The sequence below is a fragment of the Escherichia sp. E2748 genome (assembly GCF_005781125.1).
Taxonomy (GTDB): Bacteria; Pseudomonadota; Gammaproteobacteria; order Enterobacterales; family Enterobacteriaceae; genus Escherichia.
The window spans coordinates 140,798-165,577 of sequence record NZ_VATP01000005.1 but is presented as its reverse complement, the minus strand read 5'-3'; the positions used below and the strand labels follow the sequence as shown (position 1 = coordinate 165,577).

At 49.7% G+C, this 24,780-nt stretch carries 20 protein-coding genes; 8 read left to right on the top strand and 12 right to left on the bottom strand.

Annotated features, from left to right (window positions below; translation table 11 throughout):
• The first annotated feature begins 19 nt into the window (after window positions 1-19).
• Window positions 20-616 (top strand): undecaprenyl-diphosphate phosphatase, encoded by a 597-nt coding sequence (gene ybjG, locus FEK42_RS08580; protein WP_130215049.1) that lies wholly within the window; start codon window positions 20-22, stop codon window positions 614-616.
• A 57-nt stretch (window positions 617-673) separates the two neighbouring features.
• Window positions 674-1,432, top strand: a complete 759-nt coding sequence (gene deoR, locus FEK42_RS08575) for a DNA-binding transcriptional repressor DeoR (protein ID WP_138211797.1) — start codon at window positions 674-676, stop codon at window positions 1,430-1,432.
• Window positions 1,433-1,479: 47 nt separating this feature from the next.
• On the opposite strand, the gene dacC is transcribed toward deoR, so the two are convergent.
• The gene (dacC, locus tag FEK42_RS08570; protein WP_130214756.1) at window positions 1,480-2,682 is read right to left on the bottom strand and encodes a serine-type D-Ala-D-Ala carboxypeptidase; all 1,203 of its coding nucleotides are present in this window, start codon (window positions 2,680-2,682) and stop codon (window positions 1,480-1,482) included.
• Window positions 2,683-2,928: 246 nt separating this feature from the next.
• Here dacC and gstB point away from each other — a divergent pair, with 246 nt between their 5' ends.
• Window positions 2,929-3,555 carry a glutathione S-transferase GstB gene (gstB, locus tag FEK42_RS08565; protein WP_135492077.1) on the top strand — a complete coding sequence of 209 codons (627 nt, stop codon included), beginning with the start codon at window positions 2,929-2,931 and terminating at the stop codon, window positions 3,553-3,555.
• Here gstB and yliI read toward each other — a convergent pair.
• From yliI to FEK42_RS08550, 3 genes are all read right to left on the bottom strand, one after another.
• Window positions 3,552-4,670: an aldose sugar dehydrogenase YliI gene (gene yliI, locus FEK42_RS08560; protein ID WP_135492075.1), complete on the bottom strand. Its 1,119-nt coding sequence runs from the start codon at window positions 4,668-4,670 to the stop codon at window positions 3,552-3,554. The genes gstB and yliI overlap by 4 nt on opposite strands.
• Window positions 4,671-4,780: 110 nt before the next feature.
• Complete coding sequence (bssR, locus tag FEK42_RS08555; protein WP_135492073.1) at window positions 4,781-5,164, bottom strand: biofilm formation regulator BssR; 384 nt, start codon at window positions 5,162-5,164, stop codon at window positions 4,781-4,783.
• Window positions 5,165-5,268: 104 nt separating this feature from the next.
• On the bottom strand, window positions 5,269-7,323 hold the full coding sequence (locus FEK42_RS08550; protein WP_135492072.1) for a beta-galactosidase: 2,055 nt from the start codon (window positions 7,321-7,323) through the stop codon (window positions 5,269-5,271).
• 233 nt (window positions 7,324-7,556) lie between these two features.
• Between FEK42_RS08550 and FEK42_RS08545 the strand changes: the two genes are divergently transcribed.
• From FEK42_RS08545 to rimO, 3 genes are all read left to right on the top strand, one after another.
• Window positions 7,557-8,639, top strand: coding sequence for a LacI family DNA-binding transcriptional regulator (locus tag FEK42_RS08545; protein ID WP_135492071.1), 1,083 nt, complete (start codon window positions 7,557-7,559; stop codon window positions 8,637-8,639).
• 253 nt (window positions 8,640-8,892) lie between these two features.
• Window positions 8,893-10,128, top strand: coding sequence for an oligosaccharide MFS transporter (locus FEK42_RS08540; protein WP_135492105.1), 1,236 nt, complete (start codon window positions 8,893-8,895; stop codon window positions 10,126-10,128).
• Window positions 10,129-10,255: 127 nt separating this feature from the next.
• Window positions 10,256-11,581 carry a 30S ribosomal protein S12 methylthiotransferase RimO gene (rimO, locus tag FEK42_RS08535; protein WP_130205175.1) on the top strand — a complete coding sequence of 442 codons (1,326 nt, stop codon included), beginning with the start codon at window positions 10,256-10,258 and terminating at the stop codon, window positions 11,579-11,581.
• Between the two features lie 47 nt (window positions 11,582-11,628).
• On the opposite strand, the gene FEK42_RS08530 is transcribed toward rimO, so the two are convergent.
• From FEK42_RS08530 to iaaA, 7 genes are all read right to left on the bottom strand, one after another.
• Window positions 11,629-12,957, bottom strand: coding sequence for a GGDEF domain-containing protein (locus FEK42_RS08530; protein ID WP_130205173.1), 1,329 nt, complete (start codon window positions 12,955-12,957; stop codon window positions 11,629-11,631).
• Between the two features lie 7 nt (window positions 12,958-12,964).
• Window positions 12,965-15,313, bottom strand: coding sequence for an EAL domain-containing protein (locus FEK42_RS08525; protein ID WP_138211796.1), 2,349 nt, complete (start codon window positions 15,311-15,313; stop codon window positions 12,965-12,967).
• 177 nt (window positions 15,314-15,490) lie between these two features.
• Entirely contained in the window at window positions 15,491-16,402 is a 912-nt protein-coding gene (gsiD, locus tag FEK42_RS08520) for a glutathione ABC transporter permease GsiD (protein WP_130205171.1), read from the bottom strand.
• Window positions 16,403-16,404: 2 nt separating this feature from the next.
• Entirely contained in the window at window positions 16,405-17,325 is a 921-nt protein-coding gene (gsiC, locus tag FEK42_RS08515) for a glutathione ABC transporter permease GsiC (RefSeq protein WP_130205169.1), read from the bottom strand.
• A 17-nt stretch (window positions 17,326-17,342) separates the two neighbouring features.
• Entirely contained in the window at window positions 17,343-18,881 is a 1,539-nt protein-coding gene (gene gsiB, locus FEK42_RS08510; protein WP_138211795.1) for a glutathione ABC transporter substrate-binding protein GsiB, read from the bottom strand.
• A gap of 19 nt (window positions 18,882-18,900) precedes the next feature.
• A complete protein-coding gene (gene gsiA / locus FEK42_RS08505) occupies window positions 18,901-20,772 on the bottom strand; it encodes a glutathione ABC transporter ATP-binding protein GsiA (RefSeq protein ID WP_135492103.1) in 1,872 nt (623 codons plus the stop codon).
• Window positions 20,759-21,724 (bottom strand): beta-aspartyl-peptidase, encoded by a 966-nt coding sequence (gene iaaA / locus FEK42_RS08500; protein ID WP_138211794.1) that lies wholly within the window; start codon window positions 21,722-21,724, stop codon window positions 20,759-20,761. Before iaaA ends, gsiA begins: the two co-directional genes overlap by 14 nt.
• A gap of 203 nt (window positions 21,725-21,927) precedes the next feature.
• Between iaaA and moeA the strand changes: the two genes are divergently transcribed.
• Both moeA and moeB read left to right on the top strand, forming a co-directional pair.
• Window positions 21,928-23,163 carry a molybdopterin molybdotransferase MoeA gene (gene moeA, locus FEK42_RS08495; protein WP_135489522.1) on the top strand — a complete coding sequence of 412 codons (1,236 nt, stop codon included), beginning with the start codon at window positions 21,928-21,930 and terminating at the stop codon, window positions 23,161-23,163.
• The gene (gene moeB, locus FEK42_RS08490; protein ID WP_130205161.1) at window positions 23,163-23,912 is read left to right on the top strand and encodes a molybdopterin-synthase adenylyltransferase MoeB; all 750 of its coding nucleotides are present in this window, start codon (window positions 23,163-23,165) and stop codon (window positions 23,910-23,912) included. The genes moeA and moeB overlap by 1 nt, the downstream gene beginning before the upstream one ends.
• A 188-nt stretch (window positions 23,913-24,100) precedes the next feature.
• Here the strand turns inward: moeB and fsa are convergent, their stop codons facing one another.
• A complete protein-coding gene (gene fsa, locus FEK42_RS08485; protein WP_135492068.1) occupies window positions 24,101-24,763 on the bottom strand; it encodes a fructose-6-phosphate aldolase in 663 nt (220 codons plus the stop codon).
• Window positions 24,764-24,780 lie beyond the last annotated feature (17 nt).

Below are 24,780 nucleotides of genomic sequence, written 5' to 3'. Positions count from 1 at the left end.
CCTTATGAGTCTGGAAGTTATGCTGGAAAATCTCAATTACTCATTATTCTCTCTAATTAATGCCACGCCAGATTCTTCTCCGTGGATGATCTCGTTGGCGATTTTTATTGCCAAAGATTTGATTACCGTGGTGCCGCTACTGGCCGGGGTACTTTGGCTGTGGGGACGTACGGCGCAACGGCAGATAGTGATAAAAATAGCGATCGCACTGGCTGTAAGTCTGTTTGTTTCCTGGGGGATGGGTCATTTATTTCCACATGACCGCCCGTTTGTCGAGAATATCGGCTATAACTTCCTGCACCATGCGGCGGATGACTCTTTCCCAAGCGATCACGGTACGGTGATCTTCACCTTCGCTCTGGCATTTTTAATCTGGCATCGTTTGTGGTCCGGATCGCTTCTCATGGTGCTGGCCGTAATTATTGCCTGGTCGCGGGTCTACCTTGGCGTCCACTGGCCACTGGATATGCTTGGTGGGTTGTTGGCGGGAATGATTGGTTGCCTTAGCGCGCAGATTATCTGGCAAGCTGCGGGGGCGATGCTCTACCAGCGGCTGCAATCGTGGTATCGCTTCTGTTTCGCCTTACCGATCCGTAAAGGCTGGGTACGTGGCTGATTTCGGATAAAACGTGTAATATCAGGCGGCTCGCTTCAATAACTATTCAGAGGGAATATGGAAACACGTCGCGAAGAGCGCATCGGGCAATTACTCCAGGAATTAAAACGCAGCGATAAGTTACATCTGAAGGACGCCGCCGCCCTACTTGGGGTTTCAGAGATGACGATTCGTCGCGACCTGAATAACAACAGCGCCCCCGTCGTATTACTCGGCGGCTATATCGTTCTCGAACCACGCAGCGCCAGCCATTACCTGCTAAGCGACCAAAAATCCCGTCTGGTAGAAGAAAAACGCCGCGCTGCGAAACTGGCCGCGACGTTGGTAGAACCCGGTCAGACCCTCTTTTTTGACTGCGGCACCACTACGCCCTGGATTATTGAAGCGATTGATAATGAAATCCCTTTCACCGCCGTTTGTTATTCACTGAATACCTTTCTGGCGCTGCAAGAGAAACCACATTGCCGGGCGTTTCTTAGTGGTGGAGAATTTCACGCCAGCAACGCCATCTTCAAACCTATCGATTTTCAACAAACGCTGAATAATTTTTGTCCGGATATCGCTTTTTATTCCGCTGCGGGTGTACATATCAAAAAAGGCGCAACCTGTTTTAATCTTGAAGAGTTGCCGGTAAAACACTGGGCTATGTCGATGGCGCAAAAGCATGTGCTGGTTGTCGACCACAGTAAGTTTGGTAAGATACGTCCGGCACGCATGGGCAACCTGAAACGCTTTGATATCGTAGTAAGCGATCGTTGTCCAGAAGATGAGTATGTGAAGTACGCGCAAACGCAGCGTATTAAGTTAATGTATTAATTAAGCATCGCCGGATGACGTCAACGCGCCATCCGGTCATCTAAAGATTAAGAGAACCAGCTACCAAACCACTGATGGAATTTCATCATCACGAAATCCCACATCCGACCAAAGAATCCCCCCTCTTCCACATTCTCCATTACGATCAGCGGACGCTGTTCAATAGATTTACCGTTAAGCTGGAAATCAATGGTTCCGACGACCTGGCCTTTTTTCAGCGGTGCGGTGAGCTGCGGTTCGGTTAATGTATAACTGGCTTTCAGGTTTTTCAGTTGTCCACGCGGAATAGTCACCGATCCGCCTTCGCCAGCACCGAGATTCACTTCACTCTTATCGCCAAACCAGACTCGCTGGGTCACAAAGGTGGCATCAGGTTTAATTGGTGTCACGGTTTCAAAGAAACGGAAGCCCCAGGTGAGCAACTTTTCGGACTCATTAAAACGGATACGATCGGTTTTCGCTCCCAGTACCACAGAGATCAAGCGCATGTCGCCCTGGGTCGCGGAGGCCACCAGGTTGTAGCCGGCTCCTGCCGTAGTACCGGTCTTCATACCATCGACATTGACATTACTACTCCACAGCAGACGGTTACGGTTTGGCTGGCGAATCTTGTTGAAGGTAAATTCCTTCTCTTTATGAATGGCGTACTCTTCCGGTACATCGTGGATTAACGCTTTGCCCAGCAAGGCCATATCGCGTGCGGTACTGAACTGCCCCGGAGCGTCAAGGCCGTGCACCGTCTGGAAGGTGGTGTTGGTCAGGCCCAATTTTTTAGCATAACCATTCATCAAGCCAATAAATGACTCCTGACTGCCCGCGACGTAATCTGCCAGCGCAATACAGGCGTCATTACCGGACTGAATAATCACGCCTTTGTTTAAATCGGCCACTGAAACCTGATCGCCCGGTTTGAGGAACATCACCGACGAACCGCGCAGCGCCGGATTCCCCGTCGCCCAGGCATCTTTACCGACCGTCACCATATCGGTGAGTTTAATCTTATCGGCCTTGAGCGCCTGCCCAACCACATAGCTGGTCATGATTTTGGTCAGACTGGCTGGGTCCAGTTTCTCATCCGCATTACCTTCAGCCAGCACTTTTCCGCTGGCGTAATCCATTAAAATCCATGCACGCGCATCCACGCTCGGCGCGTCAACGGTCTGTTCCGCCGCGAATGCCGTTGGGGCAAAAAGAAATAAAAATGCAGAACCCGCTGCAAGACCACGAAGGAGAGAGGAGTATTGCGTCATAAATGCCACCCGAGTATCCATTCAAAAAAAATACGTTATATCGCCGTATGATAAGTTCGGTGATTAATAACGCACACACAAACTTAAAGAAACCGTAAGTTGGTAAAGTTTTTAAAGTTTATGCAATATCCTGCCGCTCCGCTGCTTCTGGCGTCATTTTTTTGCCAACTGTTGCTTAAAAGTTAACTTTACTCCACCATCAGAGTCCTGTTCAGCCGGTGGCTGCCTGTGTAAAAAGGGGTGAGTATGATTACGCTGTGGGGTCGGAATAATTCAACCAACGTAAAAAAAGTGTTGCTGACGCTCGAAGAACTGGATCTGCCTTATGAGCAAATTCTCGCGGGCCGTGAGTTTGGAGTAAACCATGACGCCGATTTTCTGGCGATGAATCCCAACGGGCTGGTGCCGCTGTTGCGCGACGACGAAAGTGATTTAATTCTCTGGGAATCGAACGCCATTGTCCGCTACCTGGCAGCACTGTACGGGCAAAACCGCTTGTGGATCGACTCGCCAGCACGTCGTGCAGAAGCGGAAAAATGGATGGACTGGGCAAACCAGACGCTCAGTAATGCCCATCGCGGGATCCTGATGGGATTGGTCAGAACACCGCCTGAAGAGCGCGACCAGGCCGCCATTGATGCCAGTTGCAAGGAATGCGACGCTCTGTTTGCCCTTCTTGATGCGGAACTGGCAAAAGTGAAATGGTTCTCTGGTGATAAATTTGGCGTGGGTGATATCGCTATTGCACCGTTTATCTACAATTTGTTTAACGTCGGTCTGACCTGGACACCGCGCCCAAATCTGGAACGCTGGTATCAACAGCTCACTGAACGCCCCGCAGTGCGTAAAGTGGTGATGATCCCCGTTAGCTAATTATTACGTGGACTTACTTTCAGTAATTCGCCATTGGACTCGTCGGTCAATACGTACAAATAACCGTCGGGCCCAGTGCGAACATCACGAATTCGCTGCCCTCTGTCCGTTAATATGCGGCCATCTTCTGTCACTTTGTCGCCGTTGACGCTCATCACGATGACATCTTTGTCTTTTAACGCGCCAATAAATAATTTTTGCTGCCACTGGGGGAATTTGTCGCTGTTATAGAAGGCCATACCGCTCACGGCGGGCGAATCTTTCCAGTAGAAAATCGGTTGTTCGGTACCGGCAACGATTCCCCCTTTCGCTTCCGGTATTTTAAGTCCCGAGTAATTGATGCCCCAGGATGCCAGCGGCCAGCCGTAATTTTTGCCTTTTTTCGGGATATTAATTTCATCACCACCGCGCGGACCATGCTCATTCAGCCACAGCGCATTGCTCCACGGATTCATCGCCATCCCTTGCGGATTACGAATGCCGTAAGACCAGATCTCAGCGCGCATGCCGGATTCCTTTACAAAAGGATTATCATCCGGAATCTCGCCCTGGTCGGTCAGACGCACCAGTTTGCCCTGTAATTTATCCAGATCCTGCGCCGTCGGGCGCTGATTGTTTTCCCCCAGACCAATAAACAAATAACCTTTGCCGTCAAACACCAACCGTCCACCAAAATGGTTACCGGTAGAAAGCTTAGGCATCTGACGAAAAACGGTGCGGAAATCCGTTATTTTTGTCAGATCATCGCTCAAACGGCCATAACCTACGGCAGTACCGGCTTTGTCATCATCTCCCTGTTCCGAATAACTTAACCAGATGCGGCGAGACTGGGCAAAATCAGGCGCTAAAGCTACATCCAACAAGCCTCCCTGCCCGTGCGCCCAGACTTCCGGCACACCAGCCAGCGGCGCAGATAATCCTTTTCCTTCTTGCCAGTGGCGTAACTCGCCACCACGCAGCGTGATTAACATACCGTGATTATCGGGTAAAAAGGCCAGCGCCCAGGGATGGTCGAGTTTGTCTTGCAATACCTCGACATTTACCGTTGCAGGCGCCGCCCAGAGAGCGGAAGAAACACAGAAAAGGGTCACAAGGAAAAGGGATTGTCGATGCATAACGCCTCCGGATTGACTCTGGCTTAAAGCGTAGTCAGTCAAAAGCGCAACAAATGCATTTTTACATAAACTTAAACATGAAGGGGGAGATGCATTCTCCCCCTTAGTTTTCAGGCCTTCTCAAGCATGGTGTGCTTTTCAAGGCTCTGGATACTCAGCGTTAAGCTCATCAGACAATTTTCAAGCTTATCGGCGTTGACGGTAATAACAGTCGGGCAATCATGATGCCCGCTCATCAAACATACTGCGGCTGTTGCTAATGCTTCTTCAGCGTGATGAAGAGCACCCCACTCTTCCTGATCCAGATGAAGATTCAACCGCAGCGATTTATCGTGCAATTCGCGATGCAGTTTAAAAAAGTTATCTCGTAGATGATTGCTTTCGCTGACGGACATGTATCCTTTGGCCTTCCTCAGATGCACGTATGCAGCGAGGTCAACTTGTGCGTCTTTCAACCGGTTCAGCAGGTCGCTTCGCTGTCTGTCAACGAACATACTTCGATCCTCCTCTTTTCAACCTTGTTGCAATTAAATAGTATGGCTATTTTTTGAGCAAAATGCTGTCAAGGATCAATACTTCACATCTTATTAATAAGAATTTACATTATTTCTCTTTCCAGTACCTCACATCCCCACGGCGCCAGTTCTAATTCTTGTGAACAAGCCTTGCCCGTTTCCGCCACTCGCCACGCTCCAGGAAGCACAACATTTTGTACATGAGCAGTGTAATTTTGTACAAAAACCCATTCCTGATCGCCGTCTGTCCGACGCGTTGCAATAACGCCAGCAGGAAGTTCAGTAGCAAGTGCTTTTGGGAGATGAAGTGTGTTGATCAACATCGCGGCAAACGCTTGATGAAATGACGCATCATTACGCGAAGCCACATAGAAAGCACGACCTTGTCCGACGTGATTTACCGTTAACGCAGGTGTACCCGCATAAAAATCCTCACCATAGCGCGCCAGAACCTGAGCACCTTCGGCGTGAATAACCGCACATAATTCCCGTGCCTGCCATTGCCCCTGCAGTCCATACGCATTCGGCTCGCAGATAACGTCGTTATGCTGATAATCATTAAGACTATCAATCTCTTCAGCCCATACGCCCATCAGGTCACGCAACGGGCCAGGGAACCCACCCAGGTGACATAAATCGGTTTCATTGACAATCCCGGACCAGTAAGTGATAACAAAATTGCCACCAGCTTCGACATAGGCACGAGCACGCGCAGCAAATCCATCGCGAACCATATAGAGCATTGGAGCGATAACTAACTGATAACCCGTAAGATCACAATCAGCATTGATAATATCGACCGCCACGCCCTGCTCCCAGAAAGGTCGGTAATGCTCCACTACCGTTTGTTCGTAGTGGATCCCGCAATTGCGCGGCCCGGCAGCATCATTGACCGCCCAGCGGTTTTCCCAGTCGAAAATAATGGCAACTTTGGCCTGCGTTTTCGTCCCAACCAGTTGTTTAAGATGAGCCAGCCGTTGCCCCAGTTGTATGACTTCACGCCCGGTACGCGTCTCCAGATGACCGACGTGATCAACCACCGCACCATGAAACTTCTCCACGGCACCACGACTCTTACGCCACTGAAAATAGTGCACGCCGTCTGCGCCGTGAGCGACGGCCTGTAAGGAAGAAAGAATATTCATTCCCGGCTTTTTCAATTTGCTGGTTGGCTGCCAGCTTGTCTGGCTGGGCGTGGATTCCATCAGAATAAACGGTTTATTTTTCAAGGTACGCATCAGGTCGTGATACATCGCGGTTTTACAGGCTACGGCGCGTTCATCTTCCTGTTTGTGCCACATGGGGTAGCTATCCCAACTCACAAAATCAACCACTTCGGCTAATGCCCAGTAGTTGTAGTCATTGAAATACCACATAAAATTGGTCGTCGCAGGTAAATCGGGGCGTTCTGCTTTTAACGGCGCGATTTCCATTTGATAGAACTCTTTTACCTGCGATGTGACAAAGCGCCGCCAATCAAGATTCAAACCGTGGTTGGACATTTCACCTATTGGGGAAGGAGATTCAATTTGTGACCAGTCACTGTATGTATGACTCCAGAAGCCAGTCCACCATGCCTGATTAAGCGCCTCAAGAGTGGTGTAACGCGTCTGCAACCAACGGCGAAACGCCTGTTGGCATCCATTACAATGACACTCTCCGCCATACTCATTACTGATATGCCATCCCAGAACCGCCGGATGATTGGCGTATCGCTGCGCCAGCTTACGGTTAATTTGCGTCACTTTATCTTTATACACTGGCGAAGAAAGACAGTGATTATGGCGACCACCGTGAAGCATTTTCTCGCGTGAGGCGCTAACTCTCAGAACCTCTGGATAACGAGCAGCAAGCCAGGCGGGTTTGGCTCCGCTTGGTGTTGCGAGGAAGACAGAGATCCCACCAGCATGAAGTTTATCCAGCACCTCATCCAGCCAGTCAAAGCGATACTCACCCTCTGTGGGTTCCAGCATTGACCAGCTAAAAATGCCCACTGACATGGTGTTACAACCAGCCTGTTGCATCATAGCGATATCTTTTTCCAGAATCCCAGGGACATGTAACCATTGCTCCGGATTGTAATCAGCGCCATGAAGTAACCATGGGGCTCTGGGGATGATCGGTGGGTACTTGTCCATGTTGACTCCTGAATTGTTTTAAACAGACAAAAAATGTTATTCGTTCACAATAATGTCATCTAGTAATTTATTGCTTCGTTATGCAAGGAATGTCCGGCAGGAATGTGATCAAGTACGCGTTTTTCCCTTCAAACAGGTTCGTCGGTTCAGCTTACCGGCACTGAGACAGGTGAGCGTGATACGTATGACATTCACTGCGGTATACTGTGACAAATCTTTTAGCCGGGGCGAATATGAAAACCAAAGCTGCAACCCTTGCCGATGTTGCTCGTCATGCCAATGTTTCTTATCAGACAGTGTCGCGGGTGCTTAACAATTCAGCGAACGTGTCTGCTAAAACACGTCAAAAAATTGAACAAGCCATTGCCGAACTTAAGTACGTTCCAAATCGCGTAGCTCAACAGTTGGTAGGGAAAGAGAGCAAAACGGTCGGGCTGGTTACAACTTCACTTGCCCTGCATGCCCCCTCGCAAATTGCGGCAGCAGTGAAAAAATATGCCGGAGAACAGGGATATCAGGTGCTGATATCCATGATTGACGATGTTGATATTAAAGGTATTCAAGCTGCAATTAATGAATTAAAAGCACAACGGGTAACAAAGATTATTATCAACGCACCGCTGGAAACGGCATTGGCTGAAACACTGGTTGCTGAAAACAGCGATGTATTGTGTTTGTTTCTCGACGTGGACCCTTATAGCCCGGTATTTAACGTCACTTTTAATCCCGCAGAAGGTGCACGCGCCAGCGTGAAACATCTTTACGATTTGGGGCATCGTCAATTTTGCTTGATCTCTGGCCCTGAAAATTCAGTACCAGCGCGGCTACGACTCAATACCTGGCGCGACACCCTCGCTTCACTCCAACTGACGCCGCTGGCCATTCATTATGGTAGTTGGGACGCTCAAAGCGGCTATCTGGCGACGTTACAAATGCTACGTGAAACACCACAGGTAACCGCTCTTCTGATCGCCAATGATCAGATGGCATTGGGGGCATTAAGCGCCTTACATCAACAAAAACGTAAAATCCCGCAAGATATTTCTGTCATAGGCTATGACGACACCTATGAGAGTGCATTTTTTGAACCTTCGCTAACGACGGTCGCAATCGACTTTGATTTACAAGGGAAAATTGCCATTCAACAAATTTTACAGCCGGACGATGAACACGCGATGCTCCGCTCTTCAACCATCCTTCCCAGTCGCCTGGTCGTGCGTAACTCTGCTGGTCCCCTGCACTCACCACAGACTGATCTGATGAATATTGCTGAACACCTTCGCACACTGGCAGATGAGCTAACACGAAAGGCATAAAAGTAATACGTTCTCATAAAAAGATTTAGTGATCTGTTTCGCTAAATCTTTTTTATTATCAGCAATAATTGTGATGTAAATCTCAAACATTCATTTAACACATTGCCTAATCATCGCGGTCAGGGTCAGAGTAAAAATGAAATTGTTAACGTATGACATTTCCGGAGATGCATACCAAAACAATAACCAGTAAGCACAGCTAATGCCTGTGCCAACGGTAAATGACCCAACGCCAGTGATTGAGGATATGGCTATGTTATTGCCCGGTAAACGTAATTATATTTTGCTCAGTATTTTCGATTTTCTGTACCTCTTCGCCTGGTCGGCAACGATGGCATTTTTTGTCATATGGACGACACAGCATCTGGAAATTACCGCCACACGCACAGGATTGCTTTATTCCGTTAATGCTTTCATTGCGTTATTAATGCAGCCGTTCTTCGGTTTCATCTCCGATAAATTTGGTCTTAAGAAACAACTCATCTGGCTCCTCGTCGCATTATTACTTCCCGTAGGCCCATTCTTTATTTATGTGTATGCCCCGCTTCTGGTTCATAACTTCTGGCTGGGCGCTGTTTTGGGTGGCGTTTACCTGGGGATCATTTTTAATTCTGGCTGTGGCGTTCTGGATTCCTGGATAGATAAAGTTTCGCGCCGTTATCATTTTGAATATGGTCGCGTAAGAATGTGGGGCTCTCTGGGATGGGCCGCTGCCGCGTGGATTGTGGGTAAATACATTGATACCAGCCCTAATCTCTCTTTCTGGCTGGCAAGCTGTGCCATTGTGATCGCCGCAATCTGCTTTATGTTTACCAAAATTGAACTGACCGAGGCGGAAATTGAAAAAACCAATTCGTTGAAAGCTATCCATGCGCTTGAACTGGCGAAAAATAGTCAGTTCTGGTTTTTATTGATGTTCACTCTGTTCGTAACGCAAATTTATGACACCTACGATCAACAATTCGCACAATATTTTTCGCTGCAATTCCCGACGCCAGAAGAAGGCAATCGCTGGTACGGGATTCTGGCTTCTATCCAGGTCTGTGGAGAAACCTTATTTCTCTGTCTGATGCCGTGGTTTGTTAACCGCACTGGCGCCAAATGGGCATTAGTGATTGCCGGAACCATTATGTCGCTACGCATTGCCGGTTCTGCTATCCAACTGGGGCCAGTGTGGATTGCGGCCGTTAAAATGATGCACGCCATCGAAAAACCACTGATCCTGGTGTCTGTGTTTAAATTTATCGCGGCTAACTTTGATCATAAACTCTCTTCGACGGTATACCTGCTGGTGCTTTTTGTGGCATCCATCGCCACGGCAATCTATTCACCCATTGCCGGCTATCTGTATGACACCATTGGCTTTGCTGAAACCTATCTAATCCTGGGGGCGATTGCCGGTTGCTTCACACTTATTTCGGTCTTTACGCTGCGGGACAAATCCAGCAGCCAGCCTGCGGAAGCGCTAACTGAAAACCCAGTAGCATGACAATCATTTGCGCCCCGATATTTGGGGCGTTTTCCTCGCCTGTTGACCAGATTACGATACAAATTTTATCCAGAACTCTGTAGAATCCCTGCCCTGACCTTTCCTGTAACTGAATATTTTTTAAGCTATGAGCAAAGTAACTCCCCAGCCGAAAATCGGCTTTGTTTCCCTCGGCTGTCCGAAAAACCTCGTCGATTCAGAGCGCATTCTTACCGAACTGCGTACTGAAGGTTATGACGTAGTACCGAGCTATGACGACGCAGATATGGTGATCGTCAACACCTGCGGCTTTATTGACAGCGCGGTGCAAGAATCTCTGGAAGCCATTGGCGAAGCGTTGAATGAAAACGGCAAGGTGATTGTGACTGGTTGTCTGGGAGCAAAAGAAGATCAGATCCGCGAAGTTCACCCGAAAGTGCTGGAAATCACCGGGCCTCATAGCTACGAGCAGGTTCTGGAGCACGTTCATCACTACGTGCCAAAACCGAAACACAATCCGTTCCTGAGCCTAGTGCCGGAACAGGGTGTTAAGTTGACCCCGCGTCATTACGCTTATCTGAAGATTTCCGAAGGTTGTAACCACCGCTGCACCTTCTGCATTATTCCTTCAATGCGCGGCGATCTGGTGAGCCGCCCGATTGGCGAAGTATTAAGCGAAGCGAAACGTCTGGTGGATGCGGGCGTTAAAGAGATTCTGGTGATCTCACAGGATACTTCCGCCTATGGCGTTGATGTAAAACACCGTACTGGCTTCCACAACGGCGAGCCGGTAAAAACCAGCATGGTCAGCCTGTGCGAACAGTTATCGAAACTGGGGATCTGGACACGTCTGCACTACGTTTACCCTTATCCGCACGTGGACGACGTCATCCCGCTGATGGCTGAAGGCAAAATCCTGCCATATCTGGATATTCCGCTGCAGCATGCCAGCCCGCGCATTCTCAAACTGATGAAGCGCCCAGGTTCGGTTGATCGCCAACTGGCACGTATCAAAAAATGGCGTGAAATCTGCCCGGAACTGACCCTGCGTTCAACCTTTATTGTCGGCTTCCCTGGCGAGACGGAAGAAGATTTCCAGATGCTGCTCGACTTCCTGAAAGAAGCACGTCTGGATCGCGTTGGCTGCTTTAAATACAGCCCGGTTGAAGGCGCAGATGCCAATGCTCTGCCGGACCAGGTCCCGGAAGAAGTGAAAGAAGAACGCTGGAATCGCTTCATGCAACTGCAACAACAGATTTCCGCCGAGCGCCTGCAGGAGAAAGTTGGCCGTGAAATTCTGGTGATCATCGACGAAGTGGATGAAGAAGGCGCGATTGGCCGCAGTATGGCTGATGCGCCGGAAATCGACGGCGCGGTCTATCTCAACGGTGAAACCAAGGTTAAGCCGGGCGACATCCTGCGTGTGAAAGTCGAGCATGCCGATGAGTACGATTTGTGGGGTAGTCGAGTTTAATTAATGCCAGGCCGGGCAAATTTATTTTCCCGGCCTGCTAATAAACATTATTGCCAGCTAATCTGCGCCCTGCCGTTTTTCTTACTCTTATACAGTCGCTCATCTGCCAGCATTTTCAGCCGTTCAACGGTGGTACATTCATTTGAATGCGCTACGCCGATACTGGTGCTTAAATTAATGCTTCCCACCTGGAAATGAACGATTTCTTTTAATATCGATAGCAACTCTTCCAGCGTTCCACCTGTATAAATCACCGCAAATTCGTCGCCGCCAAAACGATAGACTTTGCCTTTATCCACCGGAATTTGTGATTTAAGGATTTTCACAACCTTAATCAACACTTCATCGCCCAGCAAATGACCGAAGGTGTCGTTAATGTTCTTGAATTTATCGACGTCAAACAGGCACAAATATCCGCCTTTTTCCGGCAAGGCTTTTAAGTCTTCGTCAAAGGATTTTCTGCCCATCGCTTTGGTCAGGTCGTCAAGAAACGCTGAGTTATACATACTGTAGAGTTTTTTGACATCCGCCGCCGAGAAGAAAAGCCCACCGTCCAGCACACGGTCAAAATGGTTATTAATAATGGCTTCTTTTTCAACAATGCCCTGATTGATCACTCTGCGTACCAGATAGAGGCAGCTGGCCCCTGATATAACCGCCACCAATGCGGCAAAGAAGATGATCAACGTACATACCTGAAAATAAACGTCTTTTTTATAGGCAAACACATACAATCCTGTCGGCAAATAGGAGAAGTGCTCCATCGCTTCCGAAACAGTGAAGATGGCGTTTTTGGCGTTATATTCATCACCAGTAACCGATTTGCCATTCTTAAAAAGTGAGAACATCAGGTTATCGCTGTCCATTGCCAGTGATTTTGACAGTAAAGAAAAGCGCTCCAGCCCAAGCAAAAATATCAGACTACGATTATGGCTAACCGGGTAGAGATAATAGACGAAGGTTTTACCGTCAAAAGAGATAAACCCCGTATTCTTAACATGCAAATACTTAACCACCTGCATGATATTTGTACAATAGTTATTCTCGTACTCCTTTACCTGAATACACTCATCACTGGAAATCAGATAAGGTCCAACATCATACAAATAAGAAGGAGAAACCGAATCGGCATAGGCTGTGCGTAAGCCAACCAGCAATTGTTCTTCCGTAGGGTTTAGCGTATTGATGAGATCAATTGCCACACTACGCCGATATTCAGCAATATTTGCCACCGCAAAAGCAGTATCAATAACGGACTGTTTCAGGCCATACACCCGTTCTTTCACCATTTGAGTGTAGATCCCGCAGGCAACTGCCGAAATCATAATAAAAATCAGCAGACTGACTGTAAGTACGAATTTATTGATTCTGGACATACCTAAACTACTCTTTTACTAACTTTCCACTTTTATCCCAGGCAGAGAATGGCATAGGCTTCTGGTACAGATACCCTTGGGCCTGAACACAGCCTAATTTGATTAATTCACGCGCAACCTCTTCGCTCTCAACACCTTCTGCAATCACCGGAATCTGGTTATAGCGTGCCAGGTCGAAGATAATGCGTACAATTTTTCCCGCGGTGCCGAAAATATCGCCGGTAAATTGTGAATCTACTTTTATGCTGTCAGGGTTAATTTCATAAAAACGTTTCAGGTTTGACAGCCCTGTGCCAAAGTCATCAATCGATATCCCTACCCCTTGTTTACGCAGTTGTGCAATATTGAGATAAAAATGTTCATTAATTCGTTCGATCACTGTTTCAGTGATCTCAATACAGATACTATTCGCCTGCAGACCATGTTCTTTCATGATAGTTGTAAAATGCTCATGAAAGTGTGGTTCGTTTAGCTGCCAGGGTGACACATTAATATGCAGTAAGAAACCGTCCTTCAGGGTCGCACGCTGGCTAAAATGCCTGAATTCACGCATTGCGGTTTTAATAATTTGATAGCCAAGCTCATTGATAAACCCAATGTCTTCAGCAATCGTAACAAACTTCAGCGGTGAGATTATTCCTCGTTCCGCAGAGATCCAGCGGCATAATGCTTCTGCGCCGATAATGTCTCTGGTTTTCATATCAACAATCGGTTGATAGACTAAAAATAATTCGCCTATTTCCATTGCATGGCGAATATTACGCGCAATCCAGATATTCTCTTCAATTTCGTTGAGTTTCGCGTCATCACAGAAAATAAACTCAGAGAACATATGGTCACGGATACTGGAAATCGCCAGTTTCAGTTTTTCGGCATAACTCCAGGCATTTTCACCTTTCAAAGGTTCACAAATGGCAGATTTGTGTATACGCAGATTACGATAACCAAAGCTGCTGTCAAAATCATTTACCATCGCTATCTTGCGGGTAAACGTCTGTACATTTTCCCGGCACAATAATAAATAGAGATCGGCATTGAATGTCACTATATCGCAGCATTGCGCATATTTCTCGGCAATTCGCTGACACAGTTTCCTGACGATTTTATTGCGTTCCTCGACGCCAAACACAGCTTCGACGGCTTCCAGTCCGCACAGTTTGATGATCCCGACGGCCAGATATTGGCTATTATTAGATTCAATAATCGCCATGTTTTTGATAAAACCACTCTCCTGATCGTAGGAGATTAGCGAGAGCAGTTTATTCGAACGTTCAATTTCGGCATCTTTCATTTCCGCTATGGAATTTTTGATGCTGATAATCTCTTTCGCATCGCCTTCACGGATTTTCAGCGCCTGCATTTGTTCAGTAGAATCGGGCAAAAACTCCAGCGTATTGACCAGTTCTGTCATTTCGGAAAATTGTCGACGAAACACACGCGTGGTCATTAAGTAAACCAACAGCAGTACGATAATAATAAATACAAATGGTAGATAAAAGAGTTTATCTGATGCGTTAAATAAATTACCTGTTGGATAATAAAAATATATTTCAAACAACGAGTTATTTGGAACTTCTGATGTTCTTGCGATATATTCCGTGTCGAAAGAATCAATAATGTTATAATTTCCTTCGCTATTATAAATAATCAGTTTTTCACGGGCGAGTTGGTTTTTGGCGATGATCTCATGGCCTTGTTTCAAAAACAGCACTTCATCAGTCGAACTGATTTGATCAAGATATTCATTCAGATAGCGCCAGTTTAAGTCGACATGAATCTTATTAACCGCCAGTAAGTCACGGTCTTTGCCATTAATTCGTAGAGTAAAAGAGATACACTTTTTCCCTGGCCGATCAAAGCAGTTGTAGGCCGGATTCCAGCTACTACCCGAGTCGTCTGATGCCACCGACCAGGGCCGCTGGGACGGGTTAAAGTCGGCAAAGATGACGCGTCCTGCCTCATCGACAAGTGGCCCATTTACTTTTTCCTGATGGTAAACAATGATTTTATCATTCGCCCGACGGGTAAAGAGATAATATTTATTATCATCAAGTACCAATCCTACCGAATCCAGAAATGGCATCATTTCCATTTTCAGAATGACGGCACGTTTAATTTCTTCACTGTTTTTTAATAAATACAACGAGTCCTTTAACGTTAAGGCAGAACGCTCAATATCTTTAAAAAAATAACCTACGTTTTTTTGAATAAGTTCAAAGCGGCTATCGGCACGTTTTACCGCCCTTTCCGATACCAACTGATAGTTAATGATGAAAAAAAGACCAATAAATGACAGCGTAGCTAACAAAAATAAAATAATCAGTCTTATCTTTATCTTTTCGTATAAACTAAGCATGTTAATACACGTAACAAAATAACTATCAGTACGCTGCCCTGCTGCATAAATAGACTTTTACAGCAGCATATTTACCCAATTACCTGATTCTACAAAATCGGCAGAAAGTTACAACATTTGCGTATAGCAATAATTTCCTATGACGCCATTACATTTTTAAGCAATATTCTGCCGTGGCTATGCTTTAATTTTCGGGTCCAGCGCGTCGCGTAAGCCATCGCCCAGCAAGTTGAAAGCCAGCACGGTAAGGAAGATAGCGAGTGCCGGGAAAACCGCCACATGCGGCGCGATGACCATATCCGCTCGCGCTTCATTGAGCATAGCCCCCCATTCTGGTGTCGGCGGCTGCGCCCCCAGGCCAAGAAATGAAAGGCTGGCAGCCGAGATGATCGAAGTGCCAATACGCATTGTGAAAAAGACGACAATGGAAGAGACAGTCCCGGGCAAGATATGGCGCAACAAGATGGTCATGTCGCTGGCACCAATACTGCGCGCCGATTCAATAAAAGTTTGCTGTTTCAACACCAGCGTGTTGCCACGCACCAGACGGGCAAAAGCCGGAATGGAAAAGATGGCGACTGCGATAATTACGTTGGCAATACCGCTTCCTAACACCGCAACAACAGCAATCGCCAGTAAAATACCCGGGAAGGCAAACAGCACATCGCAAATACGCATAATCAATCGGTCCCACCAGCCTTCGTAATATCCCGCCAGTAAGCCCAATAGCGTACCGATCGCCGCACCAATAAAGACAGCAAACACACCCGCCGCCAGCGAGATTTGCGCGCCGACCAGGACACGGCTGAAAATATCACGCCCCAGCGAGTCGACACCAAACCAGTGTTGCAAAGAAGGTCCGTTATTCAGGTTGTCATAATCGAAAAAATTCTCGGCATCATAGGGGGCGATCCAACGGGCAAAAATTGCCACCACAATCAGCAAAATGACGAACAGTGCGGCGGCCATCGCCATATGCTGACGGCGAAAACGTCGCCAGAACTCATGCCACGGTGTACGTACCTGGTCAGGTTTTACCAGTGGCATAGCGTTTAACACCGCCTGACGTCGCCAGTTAAATAGTCGCATCCTTACTTGTACCTGATAGCCGGGTTAATGGCGGCGTAAAGCACATCCACCACTAAGTTGATAAGAATAAACTCCAGCGAGAAGAGCAGAATTTCTGCCTGAATCACCGGGTAATCACGCATTTCTACGGAGTCAACGAGTAAGCGTCCAAGTCCGGGCCAGTTGAAAACTTTCTCCACCACAATGGAACCACCGAGCAAAAAGCCAAACTGCAATCCCATCATGGTGACCACAGGGATCATGGCGTTGCGTAAACCATGCTTGAGGACAACCCAGGTTTCGCTTACCCCTTTTGCCCTCGCGGTACGCATATAATCCTCACTTAAAACATCAACAAACGAGGCGCGGGTAAAACGCGCCATCACTGCCGCCACCGCCGCGCCGAGCGTCAGAGAAGGTAATATGTAATGCTGCCAACTGTCTGCACCTACGGTAGGCAACCAGCCCAGTTCAACAGAGAAAACCTGAATCAGCAGTATTCCGAGCGCAAATGCCGGAAATGAAATCCCTGATACTGCGATGGTCATACTTAATCGATCCGGCCAACGGTTACGCCAGACGGCGGCGATAATACCCGCCGCCATGCCGAACAGCACCGCCCATGTCATACTGGTAATGGTCAACCACAGCGTAGGCATGAAACGGCTGGCGATCTCCTCGGCAACCGGACGACGCGACACCATCGACAGACCAAAATCCCCCTGCACGGCATTGCTGATATAGTGCCAGAACTGGTGATACAGCGGCTGATCCAGCCCCAGTTGCTGACGCACCAGTTCGATGACCTGCGCATCGGCTTCTGGACCGGCAATCAATCGCGCCGGGTCGCCGGGTAGCATATGGACAAACAAAAACACCAGCACCGAGACAATAAACAGCGTCGGAATCAGCCCCAGCAAGCGTTTGATAACGTAATTAAGCATTCCTCTCCCTGCGCTACTTATTGCAAATCCGCATCTTCAAAGCTAAAGCCAGTGTCTGGCATAATCCAAAAACCGCTCAGTTTTTTGCTGTGTGCCGACACCAGTTTTTCTACCACCAGCGGGATCCACGGCGACTCTTGCCAGATGGTATCCTGCGCCGCCTTATACAAGCGCGCCTTTTCCGCCGGATCGTTGGTTTTCAGCGCCTGGGCAAGCTCGTCATCCACCTGCTTATTGCTGTAAAACGCAGTATTAAACAGCGTCGGTGGCCAGTTCTGAGAGGCGAACAGCGGCGATAGCGCCCAGTCAGCTTCACCGGTCGAGGCTGACCAGCCAGTATAGAACATTCGCACGCCGCTCTCTTTCTGCCCTTTACCTTCAACTTCTGCCGCCCGCTGCCCGGCATCCATCGCCGTTACCTGGGCTTTAATCCCCACCTGCGCTAGCTGTTGCTGGGTAAATTGCAGCACTTTCTGCGCGGTACTGTGATTATGTGATGACCACAATGTGGTACTGAAACCGTTGGGATATCCCGCCTCTTTTAATAGTTCGCGCGCTTTAGCCGGATCGTAAGGCCACGGTTTATAACTTTGCGCGTAGGCAATACTCGGTGGCACCACACCAGTGGCAGGAACTGCATATCCCGCGAAGGCCACTTTCACCAGTGCCTGACGGTTGATTGCGTAATTCAGTGCCTCACGCACTTTTGGGTTATCGAATGGTTTCTGCGTCACGTTCATACTGATATAACGCTGCATAATCGACGGGCTGGCCATCAGCTCGATATTTTTGTTCTTGTCCAGTAGCGCAGCTTGTTCATAAGGGATAGGGAAAGCAAACTGCGCTTCACCGGTTTGCAGCATTGCCGCGCGGGTATTGTTGTCCGCCACCGGACGCCAGGTGATGCTGTCCAGTTTGGGCAAGCCTGGCTGCCAGTAACCCGCAAATTTTTTAACCTTCACAAAATCGGTCTGGTTCCAGGTATCCAGTTCATACGGTCCGGTTCCGACCGGGTGAAAACCAATCTCCTTGCCATATTTTTCCAGCGCCGCCGGTGAAATCATCGCGGTCGCCGGGTGAGCGAGGATGTTAATAAACGCGGAGAACGGTTGCCTGAGCGTAATCTTCACCGTTGTCGGATCGACCGCTTCAGTTTTGGCAATATTTTTGTACAGGTTATAGCGTTTTAGATGATTTGCCGGATCGCTGGCTCGGTCCAGATTCGCTTTGACGGCTGCGGCGTTAAAGTCGGTGCCGTCCTGGAACTTAATCCCTCCGCGCAATTTCACGGTGTAAGTGAGGCCGTCATCGGAAACGGTATAACTCTCCGCCAGCACGTTTTTCAGTTTCATCTCTTTATCCAGACCGAACAGTCCCTGATAAAAAGATTTCGCTACGGCCTGAGATAACGTGTCATTCGCGTCATACGGATCGAGCGTAGTGAAGTTCGATCCCACTGCCACAACCACATCTTTGGCAGCGAATGCACAAGGTGCCATCAACGCTGCGGCAATGCTCAGCGCCACTAACCCACTACGGTGTACAGCTCTTGCCATTTTATTCTCCGCCTGAATGTTATCTACGCAAAAATGCGTACTCTGATTGTGGTTGTGCGACGTAATGCCCTGGCCCGACGCATTGCAACGAGACGGCGGCAACTTCTTCGCCACGCAGATGAATATTGCTGGGAAGATCATCCGACAGCAGCACGCGCTGCGGTCGTAGTCGGGACGGTTCAGCGACCGGAACTGCCGCCAGTAATTTACGTGTATAAGGGTGCTGCGGATTTTCAAAGACCGCACGCCGTGGACCAATTTCAACGATTTGCCCGAGATACATCACCGCCACACGATGACTGATCCGCTCTACAACGGCCATATCGTGGGAGATAAACAGAAAGGCGATGCCAAACTCGCGCTGGAGATCGAGCAACAAGTTGATGATTTGCCCGCGAATAGAAACATCCAGCGCCGAGACAGCTTCATCGGCAATAATGACTTTGGGATTCAACGCCAACGCACGAGCAATGCAGATGCGCTGACGCTGACCGCCGGAAAACTCATGCGGGTAACGCCACGCATGTTCAGGTAACAGGCCAACGCGTTCCAGCAACCACGCAACGCGTGCAGCAGCTTCTTCACCTTGCAATAAACCGTGTACGCGCAGCGGTTCCATAATCGAATCGCCAACCGTCTGGCGCGGGTCCAGCGAGGCGTAAGGGTCCTGAAAAATAAACTGGATGTCGCGACGCAATGCCTGAAGTTTGCCAAGTGAAAGGGTATCGATTCGCTGCCCTTTGAAGATGATTTCGCCGCCCTGGGATTCAACCAGGCGCAGCAACGCCCTACCGGTGGTTGATTTGCCACTCCCGGACTCTCCCACCAGCGACAACGTTTCGCCAGGCCAGAGATCAAAACTGACCTTCTCAACCGCATGCACTTCTCGCGTAACGCGATTCAGTAAGCCACTACGTAAAGGGAAACGGGTCACCAGATTACGCACCTGTAAAACAGGGTCGCCATCAACCACCGTTTTCTGCTCGACAGGTCGTTCATGTTTAGCCGGATGTTCAAGTGATATCAGCGGGAAACGGCGAGGATAATCTTGCCCTTTCATCGCCCCCAACTGCGGCACGGCAGCCAACAGCGCGCGGGTATAAGGATGCTGTGGCGCATGAAAAATCTGTTCAACGCTGCCCGTTTCGACCGCTTCGCCCTGATACATCACCAGCACCCGATCGGCTATCTCCGCCACCACGCCCATGTCGTGAGTAATAAAGATGACGCCCATCGACATCTCTTTTTGCAATACTTTGATTAATTGCAGGATCTGCGCCTGAATGGTGACGTCCAGCGCGGTGGTTGGTTCATCCGCAATCAGCACCGCCGGGCGACATGACAGCGCCATTGCAATCATCACTCGCTGGCGCATCCCGCCGGAGAGTTGATGCGGATAACGCGAAAGAATGGTTTGGGCTTCCGGGATGCGAACCTGATCCAGCATCCGCTTCGCCTCTACCATCGCCTGTTCACGACTGGCGTTTTGATGCAAACGGATAGACTCGGCGATCTGCTCACCCACAGTAAATACCGGATTCAGCGAGGTCATCGGCTCCTGAAAAATCATCGCGATATCTGCGCCGCGCACATGCTGTATTTGACTGGCACTCTGCTCGTTAAGCTCAATCACTTCACGACTGCGTCGCCGCAACAGCATTTTATCGCACTGCACCAGACCGCCTGTTTGTTCCAATAGACGCATCAATGCCAGTGCTGTGACAGATTTACCGGAACCTGATTCCCCGACAATGGCCAGCGTCTCGCCGCGTCGCAGCCGAAAAGAAAGATTGCGCACCGCAGCCACTTTCTGCTGGTCCTGCATAAAGGCAATGTTGAGATTATCGACCGCCAGGACATCACCGGCATCAAGTTCATCACTGTGTGGCAACGGTGTCCCCTTTTTCGCGGTAGATACCAGTGGTTGGTGTATCGCCTGCATAGCCCCAGGCGCGATACATTCCTTCGGTGTTAAACGGTAGTGCGACGTTACCTTCGTGGTCGATAGCGATTAAGCCACCGCTGCCGCCAAGCGCTGGGAGTTTTTCCATCACCACCCGCTCGCAGGCTTCCGCGAGGCTTAGACCGCCATAATCCATTAACGCGCCGATGTCATACGCCGCCAGCGCGCGGATGAAGACTTCGCCCGTACCAGTACAAGAAACCGCCACACTGGCGTTATTGGCGTAGCATCCGGCACCCACTAAGGGACTATCGCCCACTCGTCCGGGTAATTTATTGGTCATTCCGCCCGTGGACGTGGCGGCCGCCAGATTGCCGTGTAAATCCAACGCCACGGCGCCCACCGTACCCATTTTTTGTTTTTCATCCAGCGGAGCGCCGCTATGGTCGAGGACGGTTTCCCCACACTCACGCGCCGCCAGCAGCTGTTCATAACGCAAAGGCGTAGAGAAAATCTCCGGCGAGACGCGCTCCATGCCATGAGAAAAAGCAAAGTTTTCCGCCCCCTCACCAATCATCATCACATGCGGGCTTTGCTCCATCACCAGACGAGCGGCAAGAATTGGGTTGCGCAGATGGCTAACGCCCGCCACCGCCCCCGCTTTCAGGGTGTTGCCATCCATCACGCAGGCGTCCAGTTCATGCGTTTCATCACGCGTAAAGACGGCGCCAATTCCGGCGTTAAAGAGCGGACACTCTTCCAGCAGGCGCACCGCTTCTGTCACCACATCCAGCGCGCTTTCGCCCGCTTCGAGCATTTGCTGTCCGGTTTCAACAATGGCAGACAGCGCCTCAATGTAGCGTAATTCCTGTTGCAGACTCATCTGTGCGCGGCTAATTGCGCCTGCGCCGCCGTGGATTGCAATGACTGCTTTGCCCATAGTCTTCGTCCATTAAGGGTGGCTCGCCACTTTTGCTATAAATATCAGAATTTTTATGAATTACTCATTCAATTTTTGAATATAGAAAGATGTATATGGCATGTAAAGGAGAGCGTCTGCTCTACGACCGAGGTGGCATACAGTCTGTGGCGTTTTTCTGACATAATAGGCAAATTCGATTTTGCCTCCGCAGGAGTGTTTTCATGGAATTTACCACCGGATTGATGTCGCTCGACACCGCGCTTAATGAGATGCTTTCTCGCGTTACCCCACTGACCGCCCAGGAAACGCTGCCACTGGTACAGTGTTTTGGCCGTATTCTGGCGAGCGATGTGGTTTCGCCGCTGGATGTCCCAGGGTTTGATAACTCCGCAATGGACGGTTACGCGGTACGTTTGGCCGATATCACCTCCGGACAACCGCTGCCCGTTGCCGGGAAGTCGTTTGCCGGTCAGCCTTATCATGGCGAGTGGCCCGCTGGCACCTGCATCCGCATTATGACTGGCGCACCAGTACCGGAAGGCTGCGAAGCAGTGGTAATGCAGGAACAGACTGAACTAACGGACAATGGCGTACGTTTTACCGCTGAAGTGCATAGCGGGCAAAATATTCGCCGTCGCGGTGAAGATATCTCTGCGGGCGCGGTTGTTTTTCCGGCAGGTACTCGCCTGACTACCGCTGAACTGCCAGTGATTGCTTCGCTAGGGATTGCCGAAGCTCCGGTGATTCGTAAAGTGCGAGTGGCGCTATTTTCCACGGGTGATGAGTTGCAGTTACCCGGTCAGCCTCTGGGCGATGGGCAAATTTACGATACCAACCGCCTCGCGGTGCATTTGATGTTAGAACAGCTGGGTTGTGAAGTAATCAACTTAGGGATTATTCGCGACGATCCACATGCCCTGCGCGCCGCATTTATTGAAGCCGACAGCCAGGCGGATGTGGTGATCAGTTCCGGTGGTGTTTCGGTTGGTGAAGCGGATTACACCAAAACCATTCTCGAAGAACTGGGCGAAATTGCGTTCTGGAAACTGGCGATTAAACCGGGCAAACCGTTCGCGTTTGGTAAACTCTCCAATAGCTGGTTCTGCGGCCTGCCGGGCAATCCGGTTTCTGCGACGCTGACCTTCTATCAATTAGTACAACCTTTGCTGGCCAAATTAAGCGGCAATACCGCCAGTGGCCTGCCCGCGCGCCAGCGCGTACGCACGGCATCTCGTCTGAAGAAATCCCCTGGACGTCTTGATTTCCAGCGCGGCGTGCTGCAACGCAACGCCGACGGCGAACTGGAAGTCACGACCACCGGGCATCAGGGTTCACATATATTTAGCTCCTTTAGCCTCGGCAACTGCTTTATCGTGCTGGAGCGCGATCGCGGCAATGTTGAAGCGGGCGAATGGGTGGAAGTCGAGCCATTTAATGCGTTGTTCGGAGGCCTGTAATGGCGGAACTCAGCGATCAGGAGATGCTGCGCTACAATCGGCAAATCATCCTGCGTGGTTTTGATTTTGACGGTCAGGAAGCATTGAAAGATTCCCGCGTGCTGGTAGTTGGCCTGGGCGGCCTCGGCTGCGCTGCCTCGCAGTATCTGGCAAGCGCCGGCGTCGGTAACCTGACGCTGCTCGACTTCGACACGGTTTCGCTCTCAAATTTACAGCGCCAGACGCTGCACAGTGATGCCACGGTCGGGCAACCGAAGGTAGAATCAGCCCGTGACGCACTGGCGCGGATCAATCCACATATCGCGATTACGCCGATAAACGCGTTGCTTGATGACGCTGAACTGGCTGCGTTGATTGCTGAACACAATCTGGTGCTCGACTGTACGGATAACGTTGCGGTACGTAATCAACTGAACGCGGGCTGTTTTGCCGCGAAGGTGCCGCTGGTTTCCGGCGCGGCAATTCGTATGGAAGGGCAAATCACGGTCTTTACTTATCAGGACGGTGAGCCGTGCTATCGCTGCCTTAGCCGTTTGTTTGGCGAGAACGCGCTAACCTGCGTGGAAGCGGGCGTAATGGCACCGTTGATTGGGGTGATTGGTTCATTGCAGGCAATGGAAGCGATCAAACTGCTGGCAGGTTATGGCAAACCTGCCAGCGGGAAAATCGTGATGTACGATGCGATGACTTGTCAGTTTCGCGAAATGAAACTGATGCGTAATCCGGGGTGTGAGGTGTGCGGGCATTAATTGCCAGCTCCGGGCCTGATAAGATGCGGCAAGCGTCGCATCAGGCATTTGCTCCAGGCGCCAGATGCGGCGTGAACGCCTTATCTGGCCTACGGTTCGGGCGCAGATTTCCAGGTCTGATAAGACGCGGCAGGAATCAGTGCACTCCGCCACGTCAACAGCAATTTATGAGGATGACAAGCGCCCTGTTAAATCGACGTTCTGCCAAACGCCCCCTGCCAGTCCTGCTCAAACTTCGCCACGGCGGCATCAACTGCCGGATAGCTAATCATCTGTTGCGCGACATCCAGCGGCAGTGTGATTGATTCGCATCCTGCCAATAAGCAGTCCAGCGCCTGACGCGGGGTTTTGAAACTGGCTGCCAGCACTTTCGCCTGTGGCGCGTGCATTTTCAGTAACTGGTGTAAGTCGGTCACCGTCTGAATACCACTCCCGCCCTGGGAATCAATTCGGTTGACGTAAGGCGCAACATACTCTGCCCCCGCCAGCGCCGACAGCAGCCCTTGCGCCGCGCCATACACCGCCGTACCCAACGTCGGAATACCTTCCGCTTTTAATAGCTTAATCGCTGCCAGCCCCTCTGCAGTCACAGGTACTTTAACCACGATATCCGCAATAATAGAACGCAGTTTACGCGCATCGTTCACCATACCTTCAGCAGTAGTAGACATGACCTGCGCAAACAAACGCCCCTGTCCGCCCATCGCCTCATGTAACTCAGGAAGTAAAACTTCCAGAGGCTTCTTACCTGCCGCCACAATACTTGGATTAGTGGTCACACCCGCCAACGGAAAAACACGAGCCAGCGTCTTCACTGCGGCGACGTCTGAAGTATCCAGATACAGTTCCATAGTCATCCTCTAAATCT